Here is a 19,917-nt window from a genome sequence, read left to right on the forward strand (position 1 = left end):
ATGGATATTGCAGCATTATCAATGGCGATGAGCCGAGCGTCAGTAGTGCAGTCGGCAAGCTTGCAAGTGATGTCGATTACAAAAGACATGGCACAGCAGCAAGGCCAGCAGATGGCAGAAATGTTGAAGTCAATGCCTGCTCCTCATCCCAATCTGGGTGGAAGTCTCGATCTTTCGGTTTAGTTGAAATTACAGTATGTGTCCTCATGTAATACCCATTGCAGCAAGCAAAACCCAAACAGCTCCAATTCGAATGAATTGAAGCCGTTTGGGTTGTTTTTTTTCTAAATACATTCCGAAATTATGATCTTTTTATTACGATCTTCTCAGCGAAACTTTGACAAGCTTGGCAATCTGCCTTCAAAGGGCAGCGTATCCTTCAATGTCCATAACTCATCGTAACTGGAAATCTGAAGATCGGCTTTGGACAAGTCCTGATTGCCTGATCCCGGATTACGATATCCGATGCAACGCATGCCTGCACTTTTGGCGGCGTGGACACCATTGCGCGAGTCCTCGATCACCAGACAATTCGAAGGGGATGCACCAATCATCTCAGCTGTGGTCAGGAAAATATCTGGTGCCGGCTTGCCGTTTGTAACTTCCTCACCTGTCATTCGCACCTCAAAGTATTGCTCAAGTCCGGTTTTGTCCATGATCAGATCGATCAGTGCACGTGGAGAGGAAGAAGCTACAGCTATGGGTATGTGCTGCTCATGCAGCCAACTTAACCAGCGTTCCACGGAAGGCATCGCCGTCAGATTCGGATGGGCGAGCATCGTTTGCATCACATTATGCTGATGATAAGTAAATATTTCTTCCAGCGTAGCTGTCAGCTGATGTTTGTCCAGTACTTGCTGCCACATGGATTCCAGCGTAACTCCAACATAGGTATGATGTTCTTCATCAGTCACCCTTGCTCCAAAATGGGAAAATGAGCTGCGCTCAATCTCAAAATAAATCGGTTCGCTGTCAATTAGTACACCATCCATATCAAAAATGACCGCTTGAATGATGTCATCATTGGGTGCTCCCAGTCCGTTAGATTCTTTGTTTGCTGCCATGTTGTATTCCTCCTCCAGGATTGTGTATACATATATCTCTAATGTAGTCCTTTCATGGTTAACTTTCCACTTTAGAAACTGGAACCGCTGGATTGCAGCACAACTTTAATGGCATGTGAAGAGGCTTGAAGTGTGCGTCCCTGAATATCGCAGCCAAGTGTGCGGAATGCCTCTTCGTAATCCTCCAACGGGAAGGAGTGGGTGATGATTTTTTTTGCCGGAATAATCCCTTGTTCAATCATATAATGTGCGGTAGCAAATGTCCCCAGAGAATCGATGGAACCAATAATTTTCAGACTGCGGTCCACAACTTCCTTGGGATTGAATGATGTGTTTCCATCTCTCAGACCAACCAGCATCAGGTAACCGCCACTGGCGAGCTGGGAAAGCACTTGTGTGCCCACAACACCTGTTGTATCCACGATCATATCGACCTGATGGGTTGCGGGTGACAGCGATTCTATTGCATTTTCAAAGGATGAATGAACTTCCCAACGATCAGGTGCAATGGAACCGGCAATGGCTAAGCGTTCCTCAGAGATGTCGACCAGACAGCCGGTAACCCCTTTGGAAGCGAGCGCGTAGCTGTACAGAATGCCAATCGGGCCTGCGCCTAGGATAATTGTTCTGAAATTCGGCAGTAGATGAATCTGATTAATCCCCGTCAGCATACAGCTGAGTGGTTCCGTCAAAGTTGCTTCTTCATAGCTCACATGATCCTTCAATTTGTACAAAAAACGATCCTCGGTCACATAATAATCTGTAAATGTTCCGTCAGCACTCACACCTGTCTCGGTAACAGACTTGTGTGTGCAATGATTTTGTCTGCCTGTTCTGCACATGTCACACTGTCCGCAATAGTAGGTAGGATCGATCACAACACGGTCGCCCGGCTGTAATGTCGTTACCGCAGAGCCAACATCAATGACTTCCCCGGCAGACTCATGACCGAGAATGACAGAAGGAACTGCATGATATTTGCCGCTTACAATACCGAGATCGGTACCACATACACCTGTCGCCCGAATACGAACCAACACCTGATTATCTCTTGTAATTTCCGGAACAGGCCGGTCCTCAAGCGCCACATCCCAAGCCGATTTGTATACCAATGCAAGCATGATATAACCTCCTTATAATTATATAAAATATAAAAATAGCGATTCATCTTAAAATAGTTTTTTCAAGATACGAAAGTAGTGAAGGGACGAAATCGATTCTGGAGAAGCGAAGTGTTCGCCTCAAAGCTTTCTGAAAGAAAGCTGCTTCGGAAGCATATGCTATCAATGGATTTTTCCCTTGGGAAAGGGAAATCAAGAAAATCCGTGGATAACAGCGATCATAAGAACGATTCGTAACCGAAACGACCACTTCGAACAGTTGCATTGAAATGTTTTAATTAACGCTGGCGAGCACTGAATCCAGCCGCTCTACAATCTCAACCAGTTCGTCTTCGGTTGTGGTAAGGGAAGGCCGGACCTTAACAACGTTGCCGAAGCCATATCTTGAACTTCTCAAGATCAGATGCTCATCTGTAAAAGCGCGGTCAACAATGGCATTGGTTTTGAGCGTATCCGGTTCATTACCGTCACCTACAATCTCGAGCCCCCACATTAACCCGACACCACGAGCTTCACCGATACTTGGGTATTTCATTGCCAATTCTTGCAGCAATTCACCCAAAATTTCACCTTTACGTTTCACCGCATCCAGGAATCCGGGTTCGGATACCACTTCCAAGGTGGATTTGGCAGCAGTTACGGAGATCAAATTGCTTCCTGAGGTGAAGGAGTGTTCGTGCTTTTCGAGCACATTCAACCGGGATTGCATTAATACCGCAGCAACAGGTACGCCGATCCCGCCAAGACCTTTTGCAAGGGTAATCATATCAGGCTGGATATCAAACAGTTCGCTGGCGAACATGGTTCCGGTACGACCGATGCCTGTCTGTACTTCGTCGGCAATAAGAATAATATTGTACTCATCACACAGTTTACGCAGTCGTTTGAAATATCCGGCAGGAGGAATGATATTGCCGCCATTCCCGAGAATAGGTTCAATAATCATGCAGGCGACTGAGCCGGAACTGGCATATTCTATGGCATCAGAGATGGCTTCAACACATTGATAGGCGCAGTCTCCGCTTGAAGATTTGAAGGGGCAGCGATAACAGTATGGGGCAGGTACATGGACAGCGTTAGCCACAGCCGAATTGGGGAACCGTTTCCGCCGGAAGGCATTTCCCGAAATTCCGGTGGCAAATTGGGTCTGCCCATGATGGGATAGATACAGGCTGATGATGTCTGTTGATTCGGTATACTTCTGTGCAATTTTGGTTGCACATTCGTTGGCAGTTGAACCAGTGATATCCCGCATCCATCCGGCATTAATGTCGTTTGGAGCATATTCGATTAAGTGATCAAGTACTTCATTTACGTACGGTTCGGTGAAGGAGGAAGACATATGCGTCAGATTGCCGACTTGTTCCTGAATTTTGCTGACTACATGTGGGTGATTATAGCCCAGTGACAGATTGAATGTTCCCGACACGCCATCCAGGTATTCAACACCTGAATCGTCAATCAACTTAATCCCTTTTCCGGCTATGAAGCGGTTGTTGGTTAAAGTTTGCATACGATTTCCTCCAATATAATGGTGTACTAGCTCGAACGAAGCTCAACAATCCCGGATGATGCGGGCATCACCTCCCTTAAGAAACGATGTTTACATTTCCTTGCTATGTTGTGCGAGAGCAGCACGTACTGCATTATTTTTTACAGTCCATAGATGAGAGACCATCAATGTGAGCAGCAGAATCAGACAGAATCCGGCCAAAATCCAGATTGTATTAACGACAGGCCCTGTACTCATACTCCATCCAGTCACATACTGCAAGATGGCACCTCCAATACCACCCGATGCGATCAGGATACTGGTTGTCCGCTCGGTCATACCGGGAATCAGAACATTTGCGTAGACCAGTGCGATACAGAACAGCCCTGACATGAACAGACCGGTTCCGAAGATCAGCACATACGTTGCCCACTGTCCAGTTACAAATACCATAGCGACAGTAAACAAAAGCGTGCCAACCGTGCTCCAGATCAGGAATGGCATATAGTTGACGGCTTCCGCTATTTTCCCGGAGAAAAGACGACCGATGATCATCGCAATCCACAGGATGGAGACACTCAGCGATGCGACAGATTCCTGAAGGTGCAATCGTTCTACGAGAATGGAGGGCAGGAAGTTCATCAATCCCAGTTCCAATCCCATGTAGATGAAAAAGAAGATGACGAAGATTGTGAGCAGACCCAGATGTTTTCTCGAATATTGGGCTTTACCTGCTGCATGTGCCACTGTATTCTCGCCAGCCTGTTCCAGATACAGTGCGGCTGGCCGGGGCATAGTGATCCACAGTAGCATGAGAACTAGTGACAACACGGCCACTGTATAAAAAGTAAGATGCCACAGATCTATCCAGATGAATAAAGCAGCGACAGCCGGGATGAGAAGTGCTCCAAGAGCAAAGAAGACATCCAGCTTGGACATGGCGACCGCCTTTTGATTCTCAGTGAATTCGATCGTGAATGCACCTACAGAGGGTTCGATGATACCTGAACCGAAACCTACGATAATCGTGAGAAGAAGAACTACAGACCAGGATGGCAAAAAACCGAGTAATATATAAGCAACTACAATACAGATTAGGGCAAGGGTCAGCATCGCTTTTCTTCCGATACGGGCCGTCAGGGCAGGAGCTACAATTACACCGACAAGAAATCCAAGAAACTGCAGAAATAACAAAAATCCGCCATCACTGTAACCGCGCTCATAATGTGACAATAAAACAGGGAGAAGTGCACCGAGCACAACGCTGGTTATGCCGATTAACAGATAAAAACCGCAGCTTAGAGCGAATATTCTTTTCAAAAGCCCGCCTCCTAGTTGGGTAAAAATTTTATATTATGTAATTAATGTTTAATTTATATATAACTTATACCATAATTGTCCAAATGTACATGCTTTTTGTTGTAAAATAATGTTAAATTTTGATGAAAAGAAATATTTCTCGTGCTAAGTTTTTTCTAAAACGATTTCGTGTCGAAAGGGTAGATATGATTCAATCCATATGACCTTTTAACAGGGTTTGGCATCTGTATTGATCGAGAATAGTAAAACGTGCATATATAAAAAAACGTTCCCTGTCTAGGTAGACGGGAAACGTTCTGATTAATCGTTTTATATGATGATACCTGACTTCCACGTATCGCTCTTAAGCAGTCTGTACAAAGAAAATTCCATCGAATGGTGCGTGAGCAGACGCGGGACCCTTTCGCAAAAATAAATAACCATTTGCATCGGGAAGACCCAATATATCCCGATAAGGCTCAGGAAAATCTCCGGAATATATTTGACACACCAGTTGATGTTCCTCTAGCAAATGGTCAATTCCTTTCACACCGTTTGGTACAGTGGGAGAGAAAAATGAAAATGCAGGGAACTCCCGTTCGTCTAACTCCGTTTCAATCAAACGTACGCCGCTTAGCGGAATGGGTGGAACGGGACATACGGAAGTGAGTGGATGCGAAGATACTGTGACATAAGTGCACCCGGCAAGAATATTCTCGTTCCATTCCAGTTCATCTCCCGTATAGGTTACCAGATCCAGAAAGTATTCGGAGGCGGAGTAGGTCGAGAAGACCGAGATATATTTATCTTTTGGTAAGGAAGGGATATGGACCTGCTGTGAAAGTGTATTGCAATTGATGGAGAACAGATGTAATAAAGGCTGACCCTCAGGGTTGAGCGGCCAGTCGGAAACGTATGCAGTTTCTCCACCAATCCACATGCCAGAGTCTTGGTTTGGATCATTGGGGTCAACTGTAAATCGAGTAACTTTGTACATGAGAGGCTCCTTTCAGAGTGTATTTTGGCATTCATATATAGCGTTGTATGTGTTTTTATATAACAATTTATTGCTTCGTTTCAGTATAAATGAGATGATGTGGAATGAAAATCAGTACAAGGTACTAACTCATTGCACGATGCGAATGAACATACCAGCACTCTAAGCACCAGTGGCAATACTATAGATGAGAAGTGGTGACACATGTTAATTAACAAATACATAAGTGAAACGGGATTCTGCTCCCGCAGGGAAACGAACCGTTTAATTGCGGCTGGACGAATAACGATCAATGGGAGGGTATGTGAAAAAGGGGCGGAAGTTGAACCTCACGATGTGGTACTTATTGATGGGAAGAAGATTCCTCGTAATGACAGCGAACCTGTCTACATTGCTCTGAACAAACCCATCGGTATTGTCTGCACAGCAGCAGAACATGTGAAGGGGAACATCATTCAATATATGAATTATCCTTCTCGCATATTTGCGATAGGCAGGCTGGATAAGGCATCTGAGGGGTTAATTTTGCTTACGAATGACGGAGGTATTGTGAACAAGATGATGCGTTCGGAGCATAATCATGATAAAGAATATATAGTGACTGTAGACAAACCCATAACTGACGAATTCGTAAAGTCCATGTCTGATGGCGTTGAAATTCTGGACGTGGTGACCAAGCCCTGCGAAGTGTATAGGCAAAGTGACAATGTATTTCGTATTATTCTGACACAGGGTCTCAACCTGCAGATCCGCAGAATGTGCAAAGCCTTGGGGTACCGAGTCCTCAAGCTGGAGCGTGTACGAATTATGAATATTACGCTGGATCAACTGGAGCGGGGGCAATGGCGTCATCTGGAGCAAGAGGAACTGGAGATTCTGCTGTCTCAATTAAATGAGATAAAATGAATGACTTCTGCTGCATGTCAACGGTGGTCAACCATGATGTCCAGTTATATCAGTAAAAAATGAAGCAAACACTAACCCCTATGTGGATTAGTGTTTTTGTTGTTAAGCTTGTGTCCTTTTTGTTCTGAAATGTAAGAGCCAAATAGGGTTAAGAACGCACCGAGTACAATCACCCAGGTTATCTGCTCTTGAAGAATCAGTGCAGATGACACAACAGTAATGATAGGCACCAGATAGATATATACGCTCGTTTGGATAGCTCCGAGAAGATTCACGGCCCGGTTCCAGGTCACGAAACACAGCGCGGAGGCACCTAGACCGAGGTATAGAAAATTGGAAAGATTGGTCACGCTCGTGAAGCGCCCGAGTTCCCAATGGAATTCAAACAGGAAAAGAGCTGGCAGCATAAAGATCAGGCCATAGAAGAATACTTTGCGGGTCGCGCCAATGGTGTGATAACGAAGCTGGCCAATTTTCCGCATTAACACAGAGTGGATCGCCCATACCGCAGGTGCTATGAAAGCAAGCAGATCACCAATCGGATTCAGTTGCAGAATGAAACTGCCGTTCAGTGCGATGAGTAGGATGCCGCTCAAGGCAATCCCGAATCCGATAATGAAGCGGCGAGTTAACTTCTCACCATCTAAGAAGAAGTGTGCGAGCACGGCAGTGAAGAACGGGGCAATGGAGACAATAACACCCACGTTGGAAGCTGTTGTGTACACCAGAGCAATATTTTCAATAAGAAAATATAACGTCACCCCACATAGTCCTGCTCCAATAAATAACCATTCTTCTCTGAATGAGACGATCCGCAGTGAACGTGGATAGATCAATAACAGTATCAAATACCCGATCAGGAAGCGGAAAAATAGAATCTCCACTGGAGTAAAGTCAATCAGCAGAACTTTGGTCGAGACAAAGGTAGTTCCCCAGATCAGTATAGTAAACAAAGCGAGTAAATGTCCGGTAGAGGCTCTAGTGTTTTGATGATCAAGATGACTTGTCATACGATGTTAGTGGTGGTTCGTTTCAACTCTGAATCATGATTGAAGATACGTCTATATTGCTTGGGTGTCAGGCCAATCAGTTTTTTGAAAAAATTCGTGAAATGGCTCTGGTCACTGAATCCTGTCTGTGCGGCTACTTCAATCGGAAGCAGACCTTGTTCCAGCAGACGTTTGGCTTGATTAATGCGAATCGTTTCCAGGTAACGGTAAGGTGATATCCCTTTCTGGCGCGTGAATAAACGCAGCAGGTGGTACTTGCTCATCTCTGTCAAATCGGCTAACTCGTTCAGTGAGATGCTCTCCATGTAATGAGCTTCTATGTAATCACATATGCGTCTGATCTCTGTGGTCACATCCTGTGTGGAAACAGGTGGTTCAGCATCCGAATAATCTCGCAGCAATTGATCCAGTAGTAAGAGTAACAATTCTTCTTTGCAAAAATCGGATTGCTCTTCCAGAATCATCTGATGCAGCTCGTGCAGGGAACCTACAAGTTCACTTTGGTAGAGAACGGGGGATGTAAACCGTGGCAAGTAAGCTTGTCCAGTAATCTCTCTCGCATACTCTCGCATAACCTCAGGCTGGACATTGATACAGCGATAATCGAGGGTTCTTCCATCGACCTGTTCGCAGGCATGAGGATCATGTGGATTAAAGACAATCATATCTCCGCTATTCAGCATGTATTCTTCGTTGTTACAGACGAGGTGTCGCTTGCCTTGTTCAATGAATCCAATGACGTAATAGTCATGAAAATGATTGGGAAACTTCTGCATAATGCCTTCAAATTGATAAGCTTCTAGCTGTAGATGGGTATCAAATACGACAGTCCGGACTTCCCGAGTCATGATGCACCTTCTTTCTGGTATGTTAACGTCATTATAGGTTGCAAAGAAGGAATTTTCTTGAACGATATTGCTATTGCTCGAAGTGTTTGATCGGACAGATATCTATAAAAACAAAATACCCGCAATCCCGGAGGGAAAGCGAGCCCTTTGCTTAGTATAGTTGATTCATGAGTTCAAACCTATATATATGAGACAAAAAAATGTCTGGAACAATAAGGTATTGTTCTTAGTTTAACGTAGCCAGTGCTTCAGGTGTAAAAGGGTGAATTTCAGATGCGCGGCCTTCCTGTATTTTAACTGCCCATGCCGGGTCACCAAGAAGCGCACGTCCCACAGCCACCAGATCAAATTCCTGTTGATCGAAACGCTTCATAAGCTCGCTCATACCTGGATGTGTTGCTTTATCTGCTCCTGCTTCAGGCTCATCTGGCATACCCACAGAACCGACGGTAATGGTGGTTTGACCACTTAGTTTTCGCACCCAGCCTGCAAATCCAAGCTCAGATCCTTCAAACTCGGGCTCCCAGAAGCGTCGTGTCGAGCAGTGGAAGATATCTACACCTGCGTCAACCAGCAAATGAAGGAATTGTTCCAGTTGTTCGGGGGTGTCGAACAGTCTGGCTTGATAATCATTCATCTTCCATTGGGAAATCCGCATCGCGATAGGGAAATCAGGACCTACCGCAGCACGAACTGCCATTACAACTTCAACCGCGAATTGAGTTCGTTTCTGTAGGTCACCGCCATAGCGGTCTGTTCTCCTATTCGTTGTTTTCCAGAAAAATTGATCGATCAGAAAACCGTGTGCACCGTGAAGCTCAATTCCGTCAAAACCAATGCTTTGTGCATTGGCTGCTGCATCTGCATAAGCTTGAATCACAGTTGCGATCTCTGCCTCCGTCATGGGCGCACCTACTTGAGTACCTTCCATATCAACTCCCGATGGACTAAGAGATTCAGCTTCTGGGTGAGGTTGAGATCCAGAAGGGCGGGTAATACCCAAGTGCAGAATTTGCGGGAAAATCTTGCCGCCAGCTTCATGGACTTGTTTGACTACTTCAGCCCAGCCGTGAAGAGCTGCTTCTCCATACATATGAGGGAGCCTAGGCTCACTTGATGCAGACAGATGCTCAATAGTTGCACCCTCTGTAATAATGAGTCCAACACCATGCTCGGCACGTCGGCGATAATATGCAGCTACATCGGGACCTGGCACACCATCCGGGGAGAAGGCACGAGCCATGGGGGACATGACGATGCGCGAGGATAGGGTTAACTTTTGAACAGTGTATGGTTGGAACAGAAGCTCCGTAGAAATAACGTTATGTTGTTGATTACTCAAACTAAGCACCTCCATTATTATGCACCTTCAAGCGGGTACAAGTGCAATCTTAACAAGGTGTATAGGCATGCTCAACCAACAATCGAAGCATTTTGTTGCTTAAGCGAAAGACACGGATTATTGTATGGTGTCTTTGCACTTACTTTCACTTGTTGAACAATTAACACTTATCTATAATGAAGGAGTCTAACCAAATATTTTGTGTACAAAGGAGGATTGGGACATGTCTGGTGTATTGTCTCCAAACTCGAATGATCCGCGTGTAATCCGCACGCGTCAATTAATTCTTGATGCGTTTTTAAACCAATTGAATATTAAAAATTTCAACAGCATTACGATTCAAAACATTACGGAACAAGCCACAATTAACAGGGCTACATTCTACGCCCATTTTCAGGATAAATATGCACTGCTTGAAGCCTTTTTAGCGGATGCTTTTATGGAATATGTGACGAAAAGAGTGAACCCGGATGCCCGGTTATCAGCCGAAACCATACAGCAGCTTATATTTTCATTATGTGATTATCACGTCTCAAGTAATGGTTGCATCAAAAAATATGAGACAGTTGCACCAATTATTGAAGAGAACATCAAGACTCAACTGGAGCAATTCCTTCTTGAATTATTGAGCAAAGTAGCGGGTGATGTAGATCCCAAAACGCTGAAAATTACGGCAACCACGCTAAGTTGGTCGATCTATGGAATGACGTATCGATGGAATATTGAAGGCGGGCAGGAATCTCCGGCTGAATTAGCCAACAGAGTGGTCCCTTATATGATGGGTGGATTGGAATTGTTGAATTAACTTTATTTAACGAAATTGCATTAATATTCGGATGGATATGGAGGAATAACAAGATGTTTGAACATTTGGTTGTTTTTAAATTTAACGATAAAACCACACTAGCTAAACAGCAGGAATGGGTGGATCAATTGCTCGCGTTACAGGAACAAATACCGGGGATTGTCGGGCTGACCGCAGGGATCAATGCAACGGAAGAAACGGATCGTATCCAAGGTTACACGATTGGATTGAGAGTGACGTTTGAAGATCAGGAGGCATTGCGCGCCTATGGTCCACATCCTGCTCATCAGGCATTTGTAGCTTCCCTCGATGGTTGGGTGGAAGATGTAATTGTAGTTGACTATGCTATTTAAAGGCGCGAAATCAGAGGTTTAACCAATATAGGAGTTGAAGATTCCCATGTGTTTAATTTTATTTGCTTACAACATGCATCCAAAGTATCCGCTTATATTGGGATCAAATAGGGATGAATTCTATCACAGACCTACGGCTCAAGCACACTATTGGGAAGATCATCCTCATATATTGGCTGGGCGGGATTTGTCGAAAATGGGAACCTGGATGGGCGTAACCAAAGGTGGGCGTCTGGCTGCTGTCACAAATTATCGTGATCCGAATGAAGATGTACATGCCAAAGGCTCAAGAGGAGATCTGGTTGCTGATTTTTTAAAGGGAACGTCCACACCCAAGCAATATATGCAACATGCGGAGCAAAGCCAAAATGATTATCCTGGCTACAATTTGTTAGTGGGTGATCCTGACGACCTCTATTATTATTCTAATGTGGGTAATGTTGTGATGAAGTTGAAACCTGGAATATACGGGATTAGTAATCACTTGATTAATACAGATTGGCCCAAGGTGAAACGTGGAAAAGAAGGGCTGGAGAAAATCATCCAAGGGGAGGACAAAGCTACCCTGACAGAACAAATATTAGGTTTGCTGCAAATGGCAGACCCTTCAGTGGATGAACTTCTGCCTCATACAGGTGTTCCATTGGAGTGGGAACGTTTGCTTTCTCCCATTTTCGTAAAAAGTGAAAAATTCGACTATGGGACCAGAGCTTCATCTGCTGTTCTGATGAACAGAGAAGAAGTGTTTTTTACGGAGCGGGTTCACCAGAACGGAGAGGTAATGGAGCAACGTTTTAACATCAAACCTCTTAACTCGACAAGCTGAGAATATGAAAGAAGTGATGTTCTGACATTATGCATTTACATGAATCACTGAAGTTAAATCCAAAGTTCATGTTTCATTGCTTCTGAGTGTAAAGAGTACTTTCGTTTTTCTGCGTCAACTAATATAACACTAAACAAACGGTTTGAGAGTCCTTTTTGTATAACACGCCCAATTTTAGTTGGGCTCTTTATCTCTTATCACAATTCTATGTTATGAATCATGGAACTTCCCTGAATAGTTTATATAATGTGAATCAACATAACATGATTTTGCAGCGGTTTGGTTGATTCTAATTTCAGGGGGGCAACGTGGGATGAAAGAAACCAAAAAGATGAGAGTTTTTTCACTGGGGATTCAGCACGTACTCGCGATGTATGCGGGAGCAATTCTGGTGCCTTTGCTTGTGGGCAGAGCACTAAATCTGACTGCAGAACAGTTGGCGTATCTGGTATCCATTGACCTGTTAACGTGTGGGATTGCAACATGGCTTCAGGCTCGGAAAGGGAAGTACTTGGGTATTGGTTTGCCAGCGGTGCTCGGAAGTTCTTTTGTAGCGGTGACACCGATGATTGCGATTGGATCGCAATACGGAATTCCTGCCATATATGGGTCGATCATCGCAGCCGGGTTATTTATCGTCATCTTTGCCGTATTTTTCAGCAAAATCGTCAAATTGTTTCCGCCAGTTGTGATCGGTACAGTGGTAACCATCATCGGTCTTGCGCTGATTCCAACGGGAATTAAAAACATGGCGGGTGGAGCAAACAGTGAGAATTTCGGAAGTTTGGACAATTTGGCGCTTTCATTTGGTGTATTACTGTTCATTCTAATCCTGAATCGATATGCTCGCGGTTTTGTAAAATCCCTGGCTGTTCTCCTTGGTATTATTGTGGGAACCCTCATCGCAGCCATCATGGGAAAAGTGAATTTTGCCTCTGTACAGGAAGCCTCTTGGTTCCATTTACCTCAACCCTTTTACTTTGGATGGCCTACCTTTGAAATTGGCCCAATCATTACAATGATTATTGTAGGTACGGTGGTTATCATCGAATCAACAGGTGTATTTATGGCTTTGAGCAAAATCTGTGATCAACCGATCAACGAAAACGATCTGGCACGGGGATATCGTGCAGAAGGTCTCGCGTTTGTCCTGGGCGGCATCTTTAATGCTTTTCCATACAATACATTTGCACAGAATGTTGGTTTGGTTCAGCTCTCCAAAGTGAAAACGACCAATGTTGTTGTTGCAGCCGGAGGTATTCTGGTCTTTCTGGGACTCATTCCGAAAGTAGCTGCTTTTGCAACCATTATTCCAAGTGCTGTCCTCGGAGGAGCGACTGTTGTCTTGTTTGGAATGGTCGTCTCATCCGGGATCAAAATGCTGCAAAACGTCGATTTTGGCAAACAATCCAATCTATTGATCGTGGCTTGCTCCGTTTCACTTGGGCTCGGTGTTACTGCTGTACCCGATCTGTTTGCCCAGCTTCCTCAAAGTATTCGGATTATTGTTAGCGATGGTATCATTACGGGAAGCCTGTCAGCGATCCTGCTTAATGTCTTCTTTAACCTTGCTCTGAAAAAAGAGAGCTTGCCAGTACAGCCTGTACAGGCTCAGGAAGCACACACGTAATCCTTGTAATAACAGACGTGTCATCTATAGTAGTAAGTAAGCGGAATAGATCCAAGAAGGTTTTCTGGGAAGTGGAATGCAAGTCAATGATTCCACTTGGCCAAGAAACTTCTTGGATTTTTTGGTGCTTACGATTCATGAGGAATGCAAAAGACATGCAAATATGCTAAAGTTTCATCAAGAACATTTTAGATGTTCGTTTAAGTCAACAACCTCTTGAATTGAATTTCCATGCGACTACATAAATGAGCATTGGTTCACAAGGCTACAATATAACCAAGGGATATCCCTGGTGCAGAAAAGGAGTTGTGATCACCATGCAACAAGAAACGTTGAACAAAGGGTGGAACTTGGAGAATAGTTATGCGAAGTTACCGCAACCCTTTTTTACAAGTCAGGGCGCAGTGCCTGTTGAATCACCAAAGCTGATCATTTTCAATAGATTGCTTGCATCCAGCTTGGGACTGGATGTGGAGTCTCTTGACAGTGATGAAGGAGCGCAAATTTTTGCAGGTAATTCGATCCCTGAAGGAGCCGAGCCTTTGGCTCAGGCCTATGCAGGGCATCAATTTGGCAATTTTAACATGCTTGGAGATGGACGTGCTTTGCTGCTGGGTGAACAGATTACGCCACAGGGCGAGCGAGTGGATATCCAGCTCAAAGGATCAGGAAGAACACCGTACTCTCGTGGAGGAGATGGACGTGCTGCTGTTGGGCCCATGTTGCGAGAGTATATTATTAGTGAAGCGATGTATGCACTGGGGATCCCAACAACACGTAGTCTGGCTGTGGTATCAACTGGAGAAAACATTATCCGCGAAACGGAGCGGTCGGGTGCCATTTTAACCCGGGTGGCTTCCAGTCATATCCGGGTAGCAACCTTTCAGTACGCAGCAAGATGGGGGTCTATTGAAGATCTTCGGGCATTGGCTGATTATACGTTGCATCGACATTTTCCTGATGTTGCTCAAGCTGAGAATCGTTATCTTTTGCTCCTTCAGGAAGTTATTAAACGGCAGGCGGCACTCATTGCCCAATGGCAGCGTGTTGGTTTCATTCATGGCGTGATGAACACGGATAACATGGCAATCAGTGGTGAGACCATCGATTATGGTCCGTGTGCCTTTATGGATGCTTACAATCCTTCAACCGTATTCAGCTCCATTGACAGACAAGGTCGCTATGCTTATGGTAATCAACCGTATATTGCCGGGTGGAATTTGGCTCGCTTTGCCGAGACGCTTCTGCCGTTGTTGCATGAAGATGAAGAACAGGCCGTGCAACTCGCTCAGGATGCTATCGCACAATTTTCTGAATTGTACCATCATGATTGGCTCAAGGGAATGCGTGCCAAACTGGGCTTGTTGGATGAAGAGGCCGAAGATGAAGCGTTGATTAAGGATCTTCTTGAACTTATGGAGAAGCGTAGTGCAGATTACACCAATACGTTCCTGGCTTTGACCTTTGATACATTGGAAGGCACAGCTTTGTTTGGCACGACAGAATTTGCTGAATGGTATGAACGTTGGCAAGCAAGATTGGATAGACAGCAAGGGGAGAAGGAAGTCTCTGGGCAGTTGATGCGAACAAACAATCCAGCTGTCATTCCTCGCAATCATCGGGTTGAAGAAGCGCTTGAGCGAGCAGAGAATCATGGAGATCTTAGCGTGATGGAGAAGCTTTTGGCAGTTCTTTCAGATCCGTTTGCACACTCACCTGAACAGGCTGAATATGCCGAACTACCTGCACAATGTAATACTTCGTATCAGACTTTTTGTGGGACCTGATTGAACAGTAGGAATAAATATGAAGAGGCTGCCTTGGGCAGCTTTTTCATTTTTCATTCTGTCATCGACGTTACTTTATAGAGGCAGGTGCATTCATGTCCAACATGTTAAGCAAACAACAATTGGCAGACATCCTTTTACAGCTTTTAGAGCGTACATCTTTCCCTAGGGAACAGATGCAGAACTATGTTAACCGCTTGTTTGAGACCTTTAAATGGGATGGGGTGCCCTATGTAGAGAGTAGAGAAGATGCGTATATCGTTCGAATTTACGAACGTGGTCTCGTCTCGTTGGAGAAACGGGTGAAACAGCCGGATGAAGTCATCTATTGGTTGCTGGAAGATATTATTTTCACCGCGACGCATGTAGGGTTGTTGGAAAGACATGGCGTGGATAATAAAGAAACGCATTTGAACTATACAAATGAAGTGATGAAGGACCTGAACAGGGGTGTTCAGGAAGCCTTCCAGCAGATCGGTGATCCGTATTTACATTGGTATCAGACGGGTAAACGTCAGGAGTTAGAGGGCATGGCATAAAGAAAAGTGAGGTGTGTTACATGAGCGATCAAGATATTAATGATGTATGGTATGACTATGCTGTGTTATTTGTCGAAAAAAAGAATGAATCTGAACAGGGCTGGGCATCGCTGACTTCGAACGAGCAGGACATTGCTGCTTTATGGCTGTTAGAGGCGGATGTCTTTAATGGCGGTTTTATACAGTTTTTCTGCAATTGGTGGGAAGAGGTATACCGTTACGCGTTGCGGGCATTACATATCATTGATGCGACTCAAGTCGTGGAGATTATAACGTCAGCATACGGCTGCATTGAGCACTTGAAAGAGGATGAAAGGCTTACCGAACTGTGGGATATTCCTAAATTCCTGACAAAGGAACAAGAGCAGCAGTTAGATGCGCTGGATCAGCAGTTTTGGAACAATGAGGATCAGATCGCGGAGAAAGCTTATGGTTATTATCACGGAAAATTGAACATGATGATTATATAATCTGGTTTCAACTATGCATCCGTTGCTCTGTTCAAAGATTAATACTTGGTCTTGCAATGACTGAAACGTTCGGCTATACTTGCTATAAATTGAATACATGAATCACGTTGATAGAGCGCAGTAGCGGCTTTGTCCCTGTTACAGAAAGTCAGGGGTTGATGGAACCTGATACATACAAGGGCTGCGAATTACACTCTGGAGTACTTGGGTAATGCCAAGCGGATGGGCAAACGATATATTGCCAAAAGTGGTATGGATAACGTGTTAAGGTCACGTGTTGTCCATGCAATTTGGGTGGTACCACGGTTATGATAATCGTCCCTGTGTCTAATGAAGACAAGGAGGCGATTTTTTTGTGTCCAAAAAAGCCGTTCCAGCGTGTAATTTCGTAATTTAACGTTGATCATGACTGAATCTTGAGGATAGAAAAGGGGTTATACACATGATGAATATTATTGATGAACTACAGTGGCGTGACGCCATTAACCAGCAGACAGATGCAGAGGGACTGCGTGAGTTGACTGAAACCAAATCAATCTCATTGTACTGCGGCGTTGACCCTACGGGGGACAGCATGCATATCGGACATCTCATTCCATTCATGATGCTGAAACGTTTTCAACTGGCAGGACACCGTCCGGTTATTTTGATAGGTGGAGCTACAGGAACGATTGGTGATCCAAGTGGTCGGCAGGCAGAACGTTCTTTGCAAACGATGGAGCAAGTGCAGGAGAATGTGGATGCACTGACAGCGCAGATGAAGAAATTGTTCGTAACAGATGGCGATAATCAGGTTCGCATGGTGAACAACTACGATTGGACACACAAAATCAATGTGATTGAATTCTTGCGTGACTACGGCAAAAACTTTAATCTCAATACAATGTTGGCTAAGGATGTAGTTGCGAGCAGACTGGAAGGCGGAATCTCGTTCACCGAGTTTTCCTACCAGATCCTTCAATCACTCGACTACCTGCACCTGTTCCAGAAAGAAGATGTACAGCTTCAAATCGGTGGTTCGGATCAATGGGGTAACATCACAAGTGGTCTCGATCTGATTCGTAAAAAAGAAGGATCTGAAGCGAAGGCGTACGGTCTGACCATTCCACTCATGCTCAAATCAGACGGTACGAAATTTGGTAAAACGGCTGGCGGCGCAATCTGGCTTGACCCGAACAAAACGACACCATTTGAGTTCTACCAGTTCTGGGCGAATACAGATGACCGTGATGTCATTAAATACTTGAAATACTTTACTTTCCTCAGCAAAGAACAAATCGAAGCTTTGGCTGAAAAGGTAGAGACAGAGCCGCACAGACGTGAAGCACAGAAATCACTCGCGGAAGAAATGACAAAATTCGTTCACGGCGAAGATATGCTCGAACAGGCTAAACGTATTACAGCGGCGCTGTTTAGTGGTGATATCCGTTCCCTGACAGCAGATGAAATCGAGCAGGGTTTCAAGGAAATGCCAACATTCGAAACGGACGGCGAAGCGAAAAATATCGTCGACTGGCTCGTAGATCTGGGGTTGGAGCCATCCAAACGCCAGGCCCGTGAGGATGTCACTAAAGGCGCTATCTCCATGAACGGTGAGAAAATCACGGAGCTTGAATTCACAGTGTCGGCAGAGCATGCCATTGGCGGTAAATTCATCATTATCCGTAAAGGTAAGAAGAACTACAGCCTGGTTAAACTACAATCGTAGTTTCCAAGAATTAGAACGTAACACAGAGACGTATAGAGACTATAATAGACACACAAATAAAGCTACAAATACAGAAACAAAAAGACCGCCTTCCATCTCTGTCAGGACAGAGGGGAGGCGGTCTTTCGTATATCAGTCCAGTGAGTGACCTATCTTATTGATTAACGATCGCTGTGATTTCTTCATCCAGATCAAGTCGCACATTCTCACGGTACGCCCGGATGTTATATTCACTGTGCAGGTAACGAAGAATCGCTTCAATCATATTGGACTCCACCAGATATTGACTACGGCCTTGAATCCAAACTTCAGCGGAATAACCTGTATCTTCTTCCCAACTCAGTTCTACATTCACATCGGTTGGACGTACACCCTTACGTTCTGCCATATGAATACAGATTGCATTCACAATTTCATCCATGCTCAGAACCATAGAGATTAGTACCGTCCGTTTCTGTTACGGTCATCATCACGATCATTGCGACGGTCATAACGACCATCCGCTGCAGGTTTGCGACGATTGGAGATGGCTCTGAAGAGTGCCATAGCCAGCATAACAATCAACATAATTGCTGCAACGTTCACGAGCAATCCAAGGATGTTACCCAGAGCGCCCATGCCACCGAACAATCCGCCAAACATCATACCAGCAAGACCACCAAGCATCATGCCTTTCATGAATCCGCCGCCACCGCCGAAGAATCCGCCACGGTTCGTTGTAGCTGCTCCATTGCTGGAATTGTTATTCGTATTCGATTTGCTTACATTGCTGTCGGATTTCTTAGGTGTATTGCTATAACTTTTCGTACCGGATTTGAATCCGCCACCACGTCTTGCATCTGCAGAATCCGGATTCGTTACTCCCACTGTTGCGAACAATAATGTAAAGGCCATAAATACCATCATTAGATGTTTAACTCCGAATTTTTTCTTCATTGTAAAGATCGTAACCCCCCGATTAATTTGTTTGAATCGCCCAAAAATGGGCCTTACTCATGTAATACGGTCAACTTGCAGGAACGTTTCAAATTTTATTAAATTTCTGAAACGCTTGGACTTGGGTCTTGAATTGCAGCTTGGCCATCAAGCAATTGGGTAACCCAATGACACCATTCCAGGCCTGTTTGTGCGTGCATTAACCCTTTTTGTACCAGGATGTAGCTTCCAAAATCTCGGTTGCCTACACGAAGATTATCCTGAGGTATACGTGACTTCAGATCCTCGAAATAACGTATGCGTTCCATAAACCAGCTTTTACGCTCGTTAAGAATGCGTCTCATGCTTCCGTCTTCCGCTATGCCAACACACAAAATACGCAAATTAAATTCATCGCGTGTAACCGGTGCGGTAACAGGAGTAATCATCCATTCCAAGAGCTTTTCAATGCCTTTTTCCGTAACTGCGTACATTTTCTTGTCCGGTTTGTCAGACTGTTGTACCCAGCGGGAGGCCAATAACTCATCGTTTTCCATCTTGGACAGGAGTGGATAGATCTGGCTGTGTTTCGCCTGCCAATGAGGCTGGATTTTCAGCATCAGATCATAGCCCGATGACTCCTCGCGGGTAAGCAGCCCGAGTAATCCGTAGGAAAGTATGTTCATGCACATGTCTCCTTAATATTAGGGCTAGGTCAGAGAGAACAATCGTTTTTACTTTCTTTGACCGCTTTCATAAAAAGTGTACACTGAAACTGTATGGTTTGACAACCTGACAGAGCAAC

General features: G+C 44.7%; 21 protein-coding genes and 1 other annotated feature. Of the genes, 10 read left to right on the forward strand and 11 right to left on the reverse strand.

The annotated features are described in order from the left end of the window. The gene (locus PAEAM_RS09600; RefSeq protein WP_100527341.1) at positions 1-183 is read left to right on the forward strand and encodes a YjfB family protein; all 183 of its coding nucleotides are present in this window, start codon (positions 1-3) and stop codon (positions 181-183) included. Between the two features lie 143 nt (positions 184-326). Here PAEAM_RS09600 and PAEAM_RS09605 read toward each other — a convergent pair whose 3' ends face one another. From PAEAM_RS09605 to PAEAM_RS09625, 5 genes are all read right to left on the reverse strand, one after another. After that, entirely contained in the window at positions 327-1,064 is a 738-nt protein-coding gene (locus tag PAEAM_RS09605; RefSeq protein ID WP_100527342.1) for an HAD family hydrolase, read from the reverse strand. Between the two features lie 71 nt (positions 1,065-1,135). After that, positions 1,136-2,185 (reverse strand): zinc-dependent alcohol dehydrogenase, encoded by a 1,050-nt coding sequence (locus PAEAM_RS09610; protein WP_100527343.1) that lies wholly within the window; start codon positions 2,183-2,185, stop codon positions 1,136-1,138. A 274-nt stretch (positions 2,186-2,459) separates the two neighbouring features. Beyond that, complete coding sequence (locus tag PAEAM_RS09615) at positions 2,460-3,698, reverse strand: aspartate aminotransferase family protein (protein ID WP_100527344.1); 1,239 nt, start codon at positions 3,696-3,698, stop codon at positions 2,460-2,462. A 90-nt stretch (positions 3,699-3,788) separates the two neighbouring features. Continuing rightward, positions 3,789-4,997 carry an MFS transporter gene (locus PAEAM_RS09620; RefSeq protein WP_100527345.1) on the reverse strand — a complete coding sequence of 403 codons (1,209 nt, stop codon included), beginning with the start codon at positions 4,995-4,997 and terminating at the stop codon, positions 3,789-3,791. 343 nt (positions 4,998-5,340) lie between these two features. Then, entirely contained in the window at positions 5,341-5,973 is a 633-nt protein-coding gene (locus PAEAM_RS09625) for a DUF1963 domain-containing protein (RefSeq protein WP_100527346.1), read from the reverse strand. 204 nt (positions 5,974-6,177) lie between these two features. Here PAEAM_RS09625 and PAEAM_RS09630 point away from each other — a divergent pair, with 204 nt between their 5' ends. Next, positions 6,178-6,879, forward strand: a complete 702-nt coding sequence (locus PAEAM_RS09630) for a pseudouridine synthase (RefSeq protein WP_100527347.1) — start codon at positions 6,178-6,180, stop codon at positions 6,877-6,879. A gap of 71 nt (positions 6,880-6,950) precedes the next feature. On the opposite strand, the gene PAEAM_RS09635 is transcribed toward PAEAM_RS09630, so the two are convergent. From PAEAM_RS09635 to PAEAM_RS09645, 3 genes are all read right to left on the reverse strand, one after another. Beyond that, positions 6,951-7,889 carry a DMT family transporter gene (locus PAEAM_RS09635; RefSeq protein WP_100527348.1) on the reverse strand — a complete coding sequence of 313 codons (939 nt, stop codon included), beginning with the start codon at positions 7,887-7,889 and terminating at the stop codon, positions 6,951-6,953. Further along, entirely contained in the window at positions 7,886-8,737 is an 852-nt protein-coding gene (locus PAEAM_RS09640) for an AraC family ligand binding domain-containing protein (protein ID WP_100527349.1), read from the reverse strand. The genes PAEAM_RS09635 and PAEAM_RS09640 overlap by 4 nt, the downstream gene beginning before the upstream one ends. A gap of 226 nt (positions 8,738-8,963) precedes the next feature. Beyond that, positions 8,964-10,079: an NADH:flavin oxidoreductase gene (locus tag PAEAM_RS09645; protein WP_100527350.1), complete on the reverse strand. Its 1,116-nt coding sequence runs from the start codon at positions 10,077-10,079 to the stop codon at positions 8,964-8,966. A gap of 223 nt (positions 10,080-10,302) precedes the next feature. On the opposite strand from PAEAM_RS09645, the gene PAEAM_RS09650 reads away from it, so the two are divergent. From PAEAM_RS09650 to tyrS, 8 genes are all read left to right on the forward strand, one after another. Beyond that, complete coding sequence (locus tag PAEAM_RS09650; RefSeq protein ID WP_036613529.1) at positions 10,303-10,884, forward strand: TetR/AcrR family transcriptional regulator; 582 nt, start codon at positions 10,303-10,305, stop codon at positions 10,882-10,884. Positions 10,885-10,937: 53 nt separating this feature from the next. After that, on the forward strand, positions 10,938-11,237 hold the full coding sequence (locus PAEAM_RS09655) for a Dabb family protein (protein ID WP_036672774.1): 300 nt from the start codon (positions 10,938-10,940) through the stop codon (positions 11,235-11,237). A gap of 46 nt (positions 11,238-11,283) precedes the next feature. Then, complete coding sequence (locus PAEAM_RS09660; protein ID WP_100527351.1) at positions 11,284-12,063, forward strand: NRDE family protein; 780 nt, start codon at positions 11,284-11,286, stop codon at positions 12,061-12,063. A gap of 313 nt (positions 12,064-12,376) precedes the next feature. Next, entirely contained in the window at positions 12,377-13,693 is a 1,317-nt protein-coding gene (locus PAEAM_RS09665) for a nucleobase:cation symporter-2 family protein (protein ID WP_100527352.1), read from the forward strand. A 317-nt stretch (positions 13,694-14,010) separates the two neighbouring features. Then, positions 14,011-15,480 carry a protein adenylyltransferase SelO gene (locus PAEAM_RS09670; RefSeq protein ID WP_100527353.1) on the forward strand — a complete coding sequence of 490 codons (1,470 nt, stop codon included), beginning with the start codon at positions 14,011-14,013 and terminating at the stop codon, positions 15,478-15,480. Between the two features lie 95 nt (positions 15,481-15,575). After that, entirely contained in the window at positions 15,576-16,019 is a 444-nt protein-coding gene (locus tag PAEAM_RS09675) for an Imm63 family immunity protein (protein WP_100527354.1), read from the forward strand. A gap of 20 nt (positions 16,020-16,039) precedes the next feature. Further along, the gene (locus tag PAEAM_RS09680; RefSeq protein ID WP_100527355.1) at positions 16,040-16,489 is read left to right on the forward strand and encodes a DMP19 family protein; all 450 of its coding nucleotides are present in this window, start codon (positions 16,040-16,042) and stop codon (positions 16,487-16,489) included. 98 nt (positions 16,490-16,587) lie between these two features. Beyond that, positions 16,588-16,815, forward strand: a binding site (T-box leader). Positions 16,816-16,934: 119 nt separating this feature from the next. Next, positions 16,935-18,197, forward strand: a complete 1,263-nt coding sequence (gene tyrS / locus PAEAM_RS09685) for a tyrosine--tRNA ligase (protein ID WP_100527656.1) — start codon at positions 16,935-16,937, stop codon at positions 18,195-18,197. Between the two features lie 154 nt (positions 18,198-18,351). Here the strand turns inward: tyrS and PAEAM_RS09690 are convergent, their stop codons facing one another. From PAEAM_RS09690 to PAEAM_RS09700, 3 genes are all read right to left on the reverse strand, one after another. Further along, positions 18,352-18,630, reverse strand: a complete 279-nt coding sequence (locus PAEAM_RS09690) for a YxcD family protein (protein WP_017687903.1) — start codon at positions 18,628-18,630, stop codon at positions 18,352-18,354. Positions 18,631-18,635: 5 nt separating this feature from the next. After that, positions 18,636-19,133, reverse strand: coding sequence for a hypothetical protein (locus PAEAM_RS09695; protein WP_036613538.1), 498 nt, complete (start codon positions 19,131-19,133; stop codon positions 18,636-18,638). Positions 19,134-19,231: 98 nt separating this feature from the next. Beyond that, a complete protein-coding gene (locus tag PAEAM_RS09700) occupies positions 19,232-19,798 on the reverse strand; it encodes a PadR family transcriptional regulator (RefSeq protein WP_036613540.1) in 567 nt (188 codons plus the stop codon). Positions 19,799-19,917 lie beyond the last annotated feature (119 nt).

The organism is Paenibacillus sp. GM1FR (assembly GCF_002803315.1).
GTDB classification, from domain to species: domain Bacteria; phylum Bacillota; class Bacilli; order Paenibacillales; family Paenibacillaceae; genus Paenibacillus; species Paenibacillus amylolyticus.

Excerpts from the sequence above, each read along its gene's own strand:
- PAEAM_RS09680 (WP_100527355.1), top strand. The coding sequence starts at position 16,040 with ATGAGCGATCAAGATATTAATGATGTATGGTATGACTATGCTGTGTTA.
- PAEAM_RS09695 (WP_036613538.1), bottom strand. The coding sequence starts at position 19,133 with ATGAAGAAAAAATTCGGAGTTAAACATCTAATGATGGTATTTATGGCC.
- PAEAM_RS09640 (WP_100527349.1), bottom strand. The coding sequence starts at position 8,737 with ATGACTCGGGAAGTCCGGACTGTCGTATTTGATACCCATCTACAGCTA.
- tyrS (WP_100527656.1), top strand. The coding sequence starts at position 16,935 with ATGAATATTATTGATGAACTACAGTGGCGTGACGCCATTAACCAGCAG.
- PAEAM_RS09635 (WP_100527348.1), bottom strand. The coding sequence starts at position 7,889 with ATGACAAGTCATCTTGATCATCAAAACACTAGAGCCTCTACCGGACAT.
- PAEAM_RS09605 (WP_100527342.1), bottom strand. The coding sequence starts at position 1,064 with ATGGCAGCAAACAAAGAATCTAACGGACTGGGAGCACCCAATGATGAC.
- PAEAM_RS09675 (WP_100527354.1), top strand. The coding sequence starts at position 15,576 with ATGTCCAACATGTTAAGCAAACAACAATTGGCAGACATCCTTTTACAG.
- PAEAM_RS09665 (WP_100527352.1), top strand. The coding sequence starts at position 12,377 with ATGAAAGAAACCAAAAAGATGAGAGTTTTTTCACTGGGGATTCAGCAC.
- PAEAM_RS09615 (WP_100527344.1), bottom strand. The coding sequence starts at position 3,698 with ATGCAAACTTTAACCAACAACCGCTTCATAGCCGGAAAAGGGATTAAG.
- PAEAM_RS09660 (WP_100527351.1), top strand. The coding sequence starts at position 11,284 with ATGTGTTTAATTTTATTTGCTTACAACATGCATCCAAAGTATCCGCTT.
- PAEAM_RS09650 (WP_036613529.1), top strand. The coding sequence starts at position 10,303 with ATGTCTGGTGTATTGTCTCCAAACTCGAATGATCCGCGTGTAATCCGC.
- PAEAM_RS09610 (WP_100527343.1), bottom strand. The coding sequence starts at position 2,185 with ATGCTTGCATTGGTATACAAATCGGCTTGGGATGTGGCGCTTGAGGAC.
- PAEAM_RS09690 (WP_017687903.1), bottom strand. The coding sequence starts at position 18,630 with ATGGTTCTGAGCATGGATGAAATTGTGAATGCAATCTGTATTCATATG.
- PAEAM_RS09600 (WP_100527341.1), top strand. The coding sequence starts at position 1 with ATGGATATTGCAGCATTATCAATGGCGATGAGCCGAGCGTCAGTAGTG.
- PAEAM_RS09625 (WP_100527346.1), bottom strand. The coding sequence starts at position 5,973 with ATGTACAAAGTTACTCGATTTACAGTTGACCCCAATGATCCAAACCAA.
- PAEAM_RS09630 (WP_100527347.1), top strand. The coding sequence starts at position 6,178 with ATGTTAATTAACAAATACATAAGTGAAACGGGATTCTGCTCCCGCAGG.
- PAEAM_RS09670 (WP_100527353.1), top strand. The coding sequence starts at position 14,011 with ATGCAACAAGAAACGTTGAACAAAGGGTGGAACTTGGAGAATAGTTAT.
- PAEAM_RS09700 (WP_036613540.1), bottom strand. The coding sequence starts at position 19,798 with ATGAACATACTTTCCTACGGATTACTCGGGCTGCTTACCCGCGAGGAG.
- PAEAM_RS09655 (WP_036672774.1), top strand. The coding sequence starts at position 10,938 with ATGTTTGAACATTTGGTTGTTTTTAAATTTAACGATAAAACCACACTA.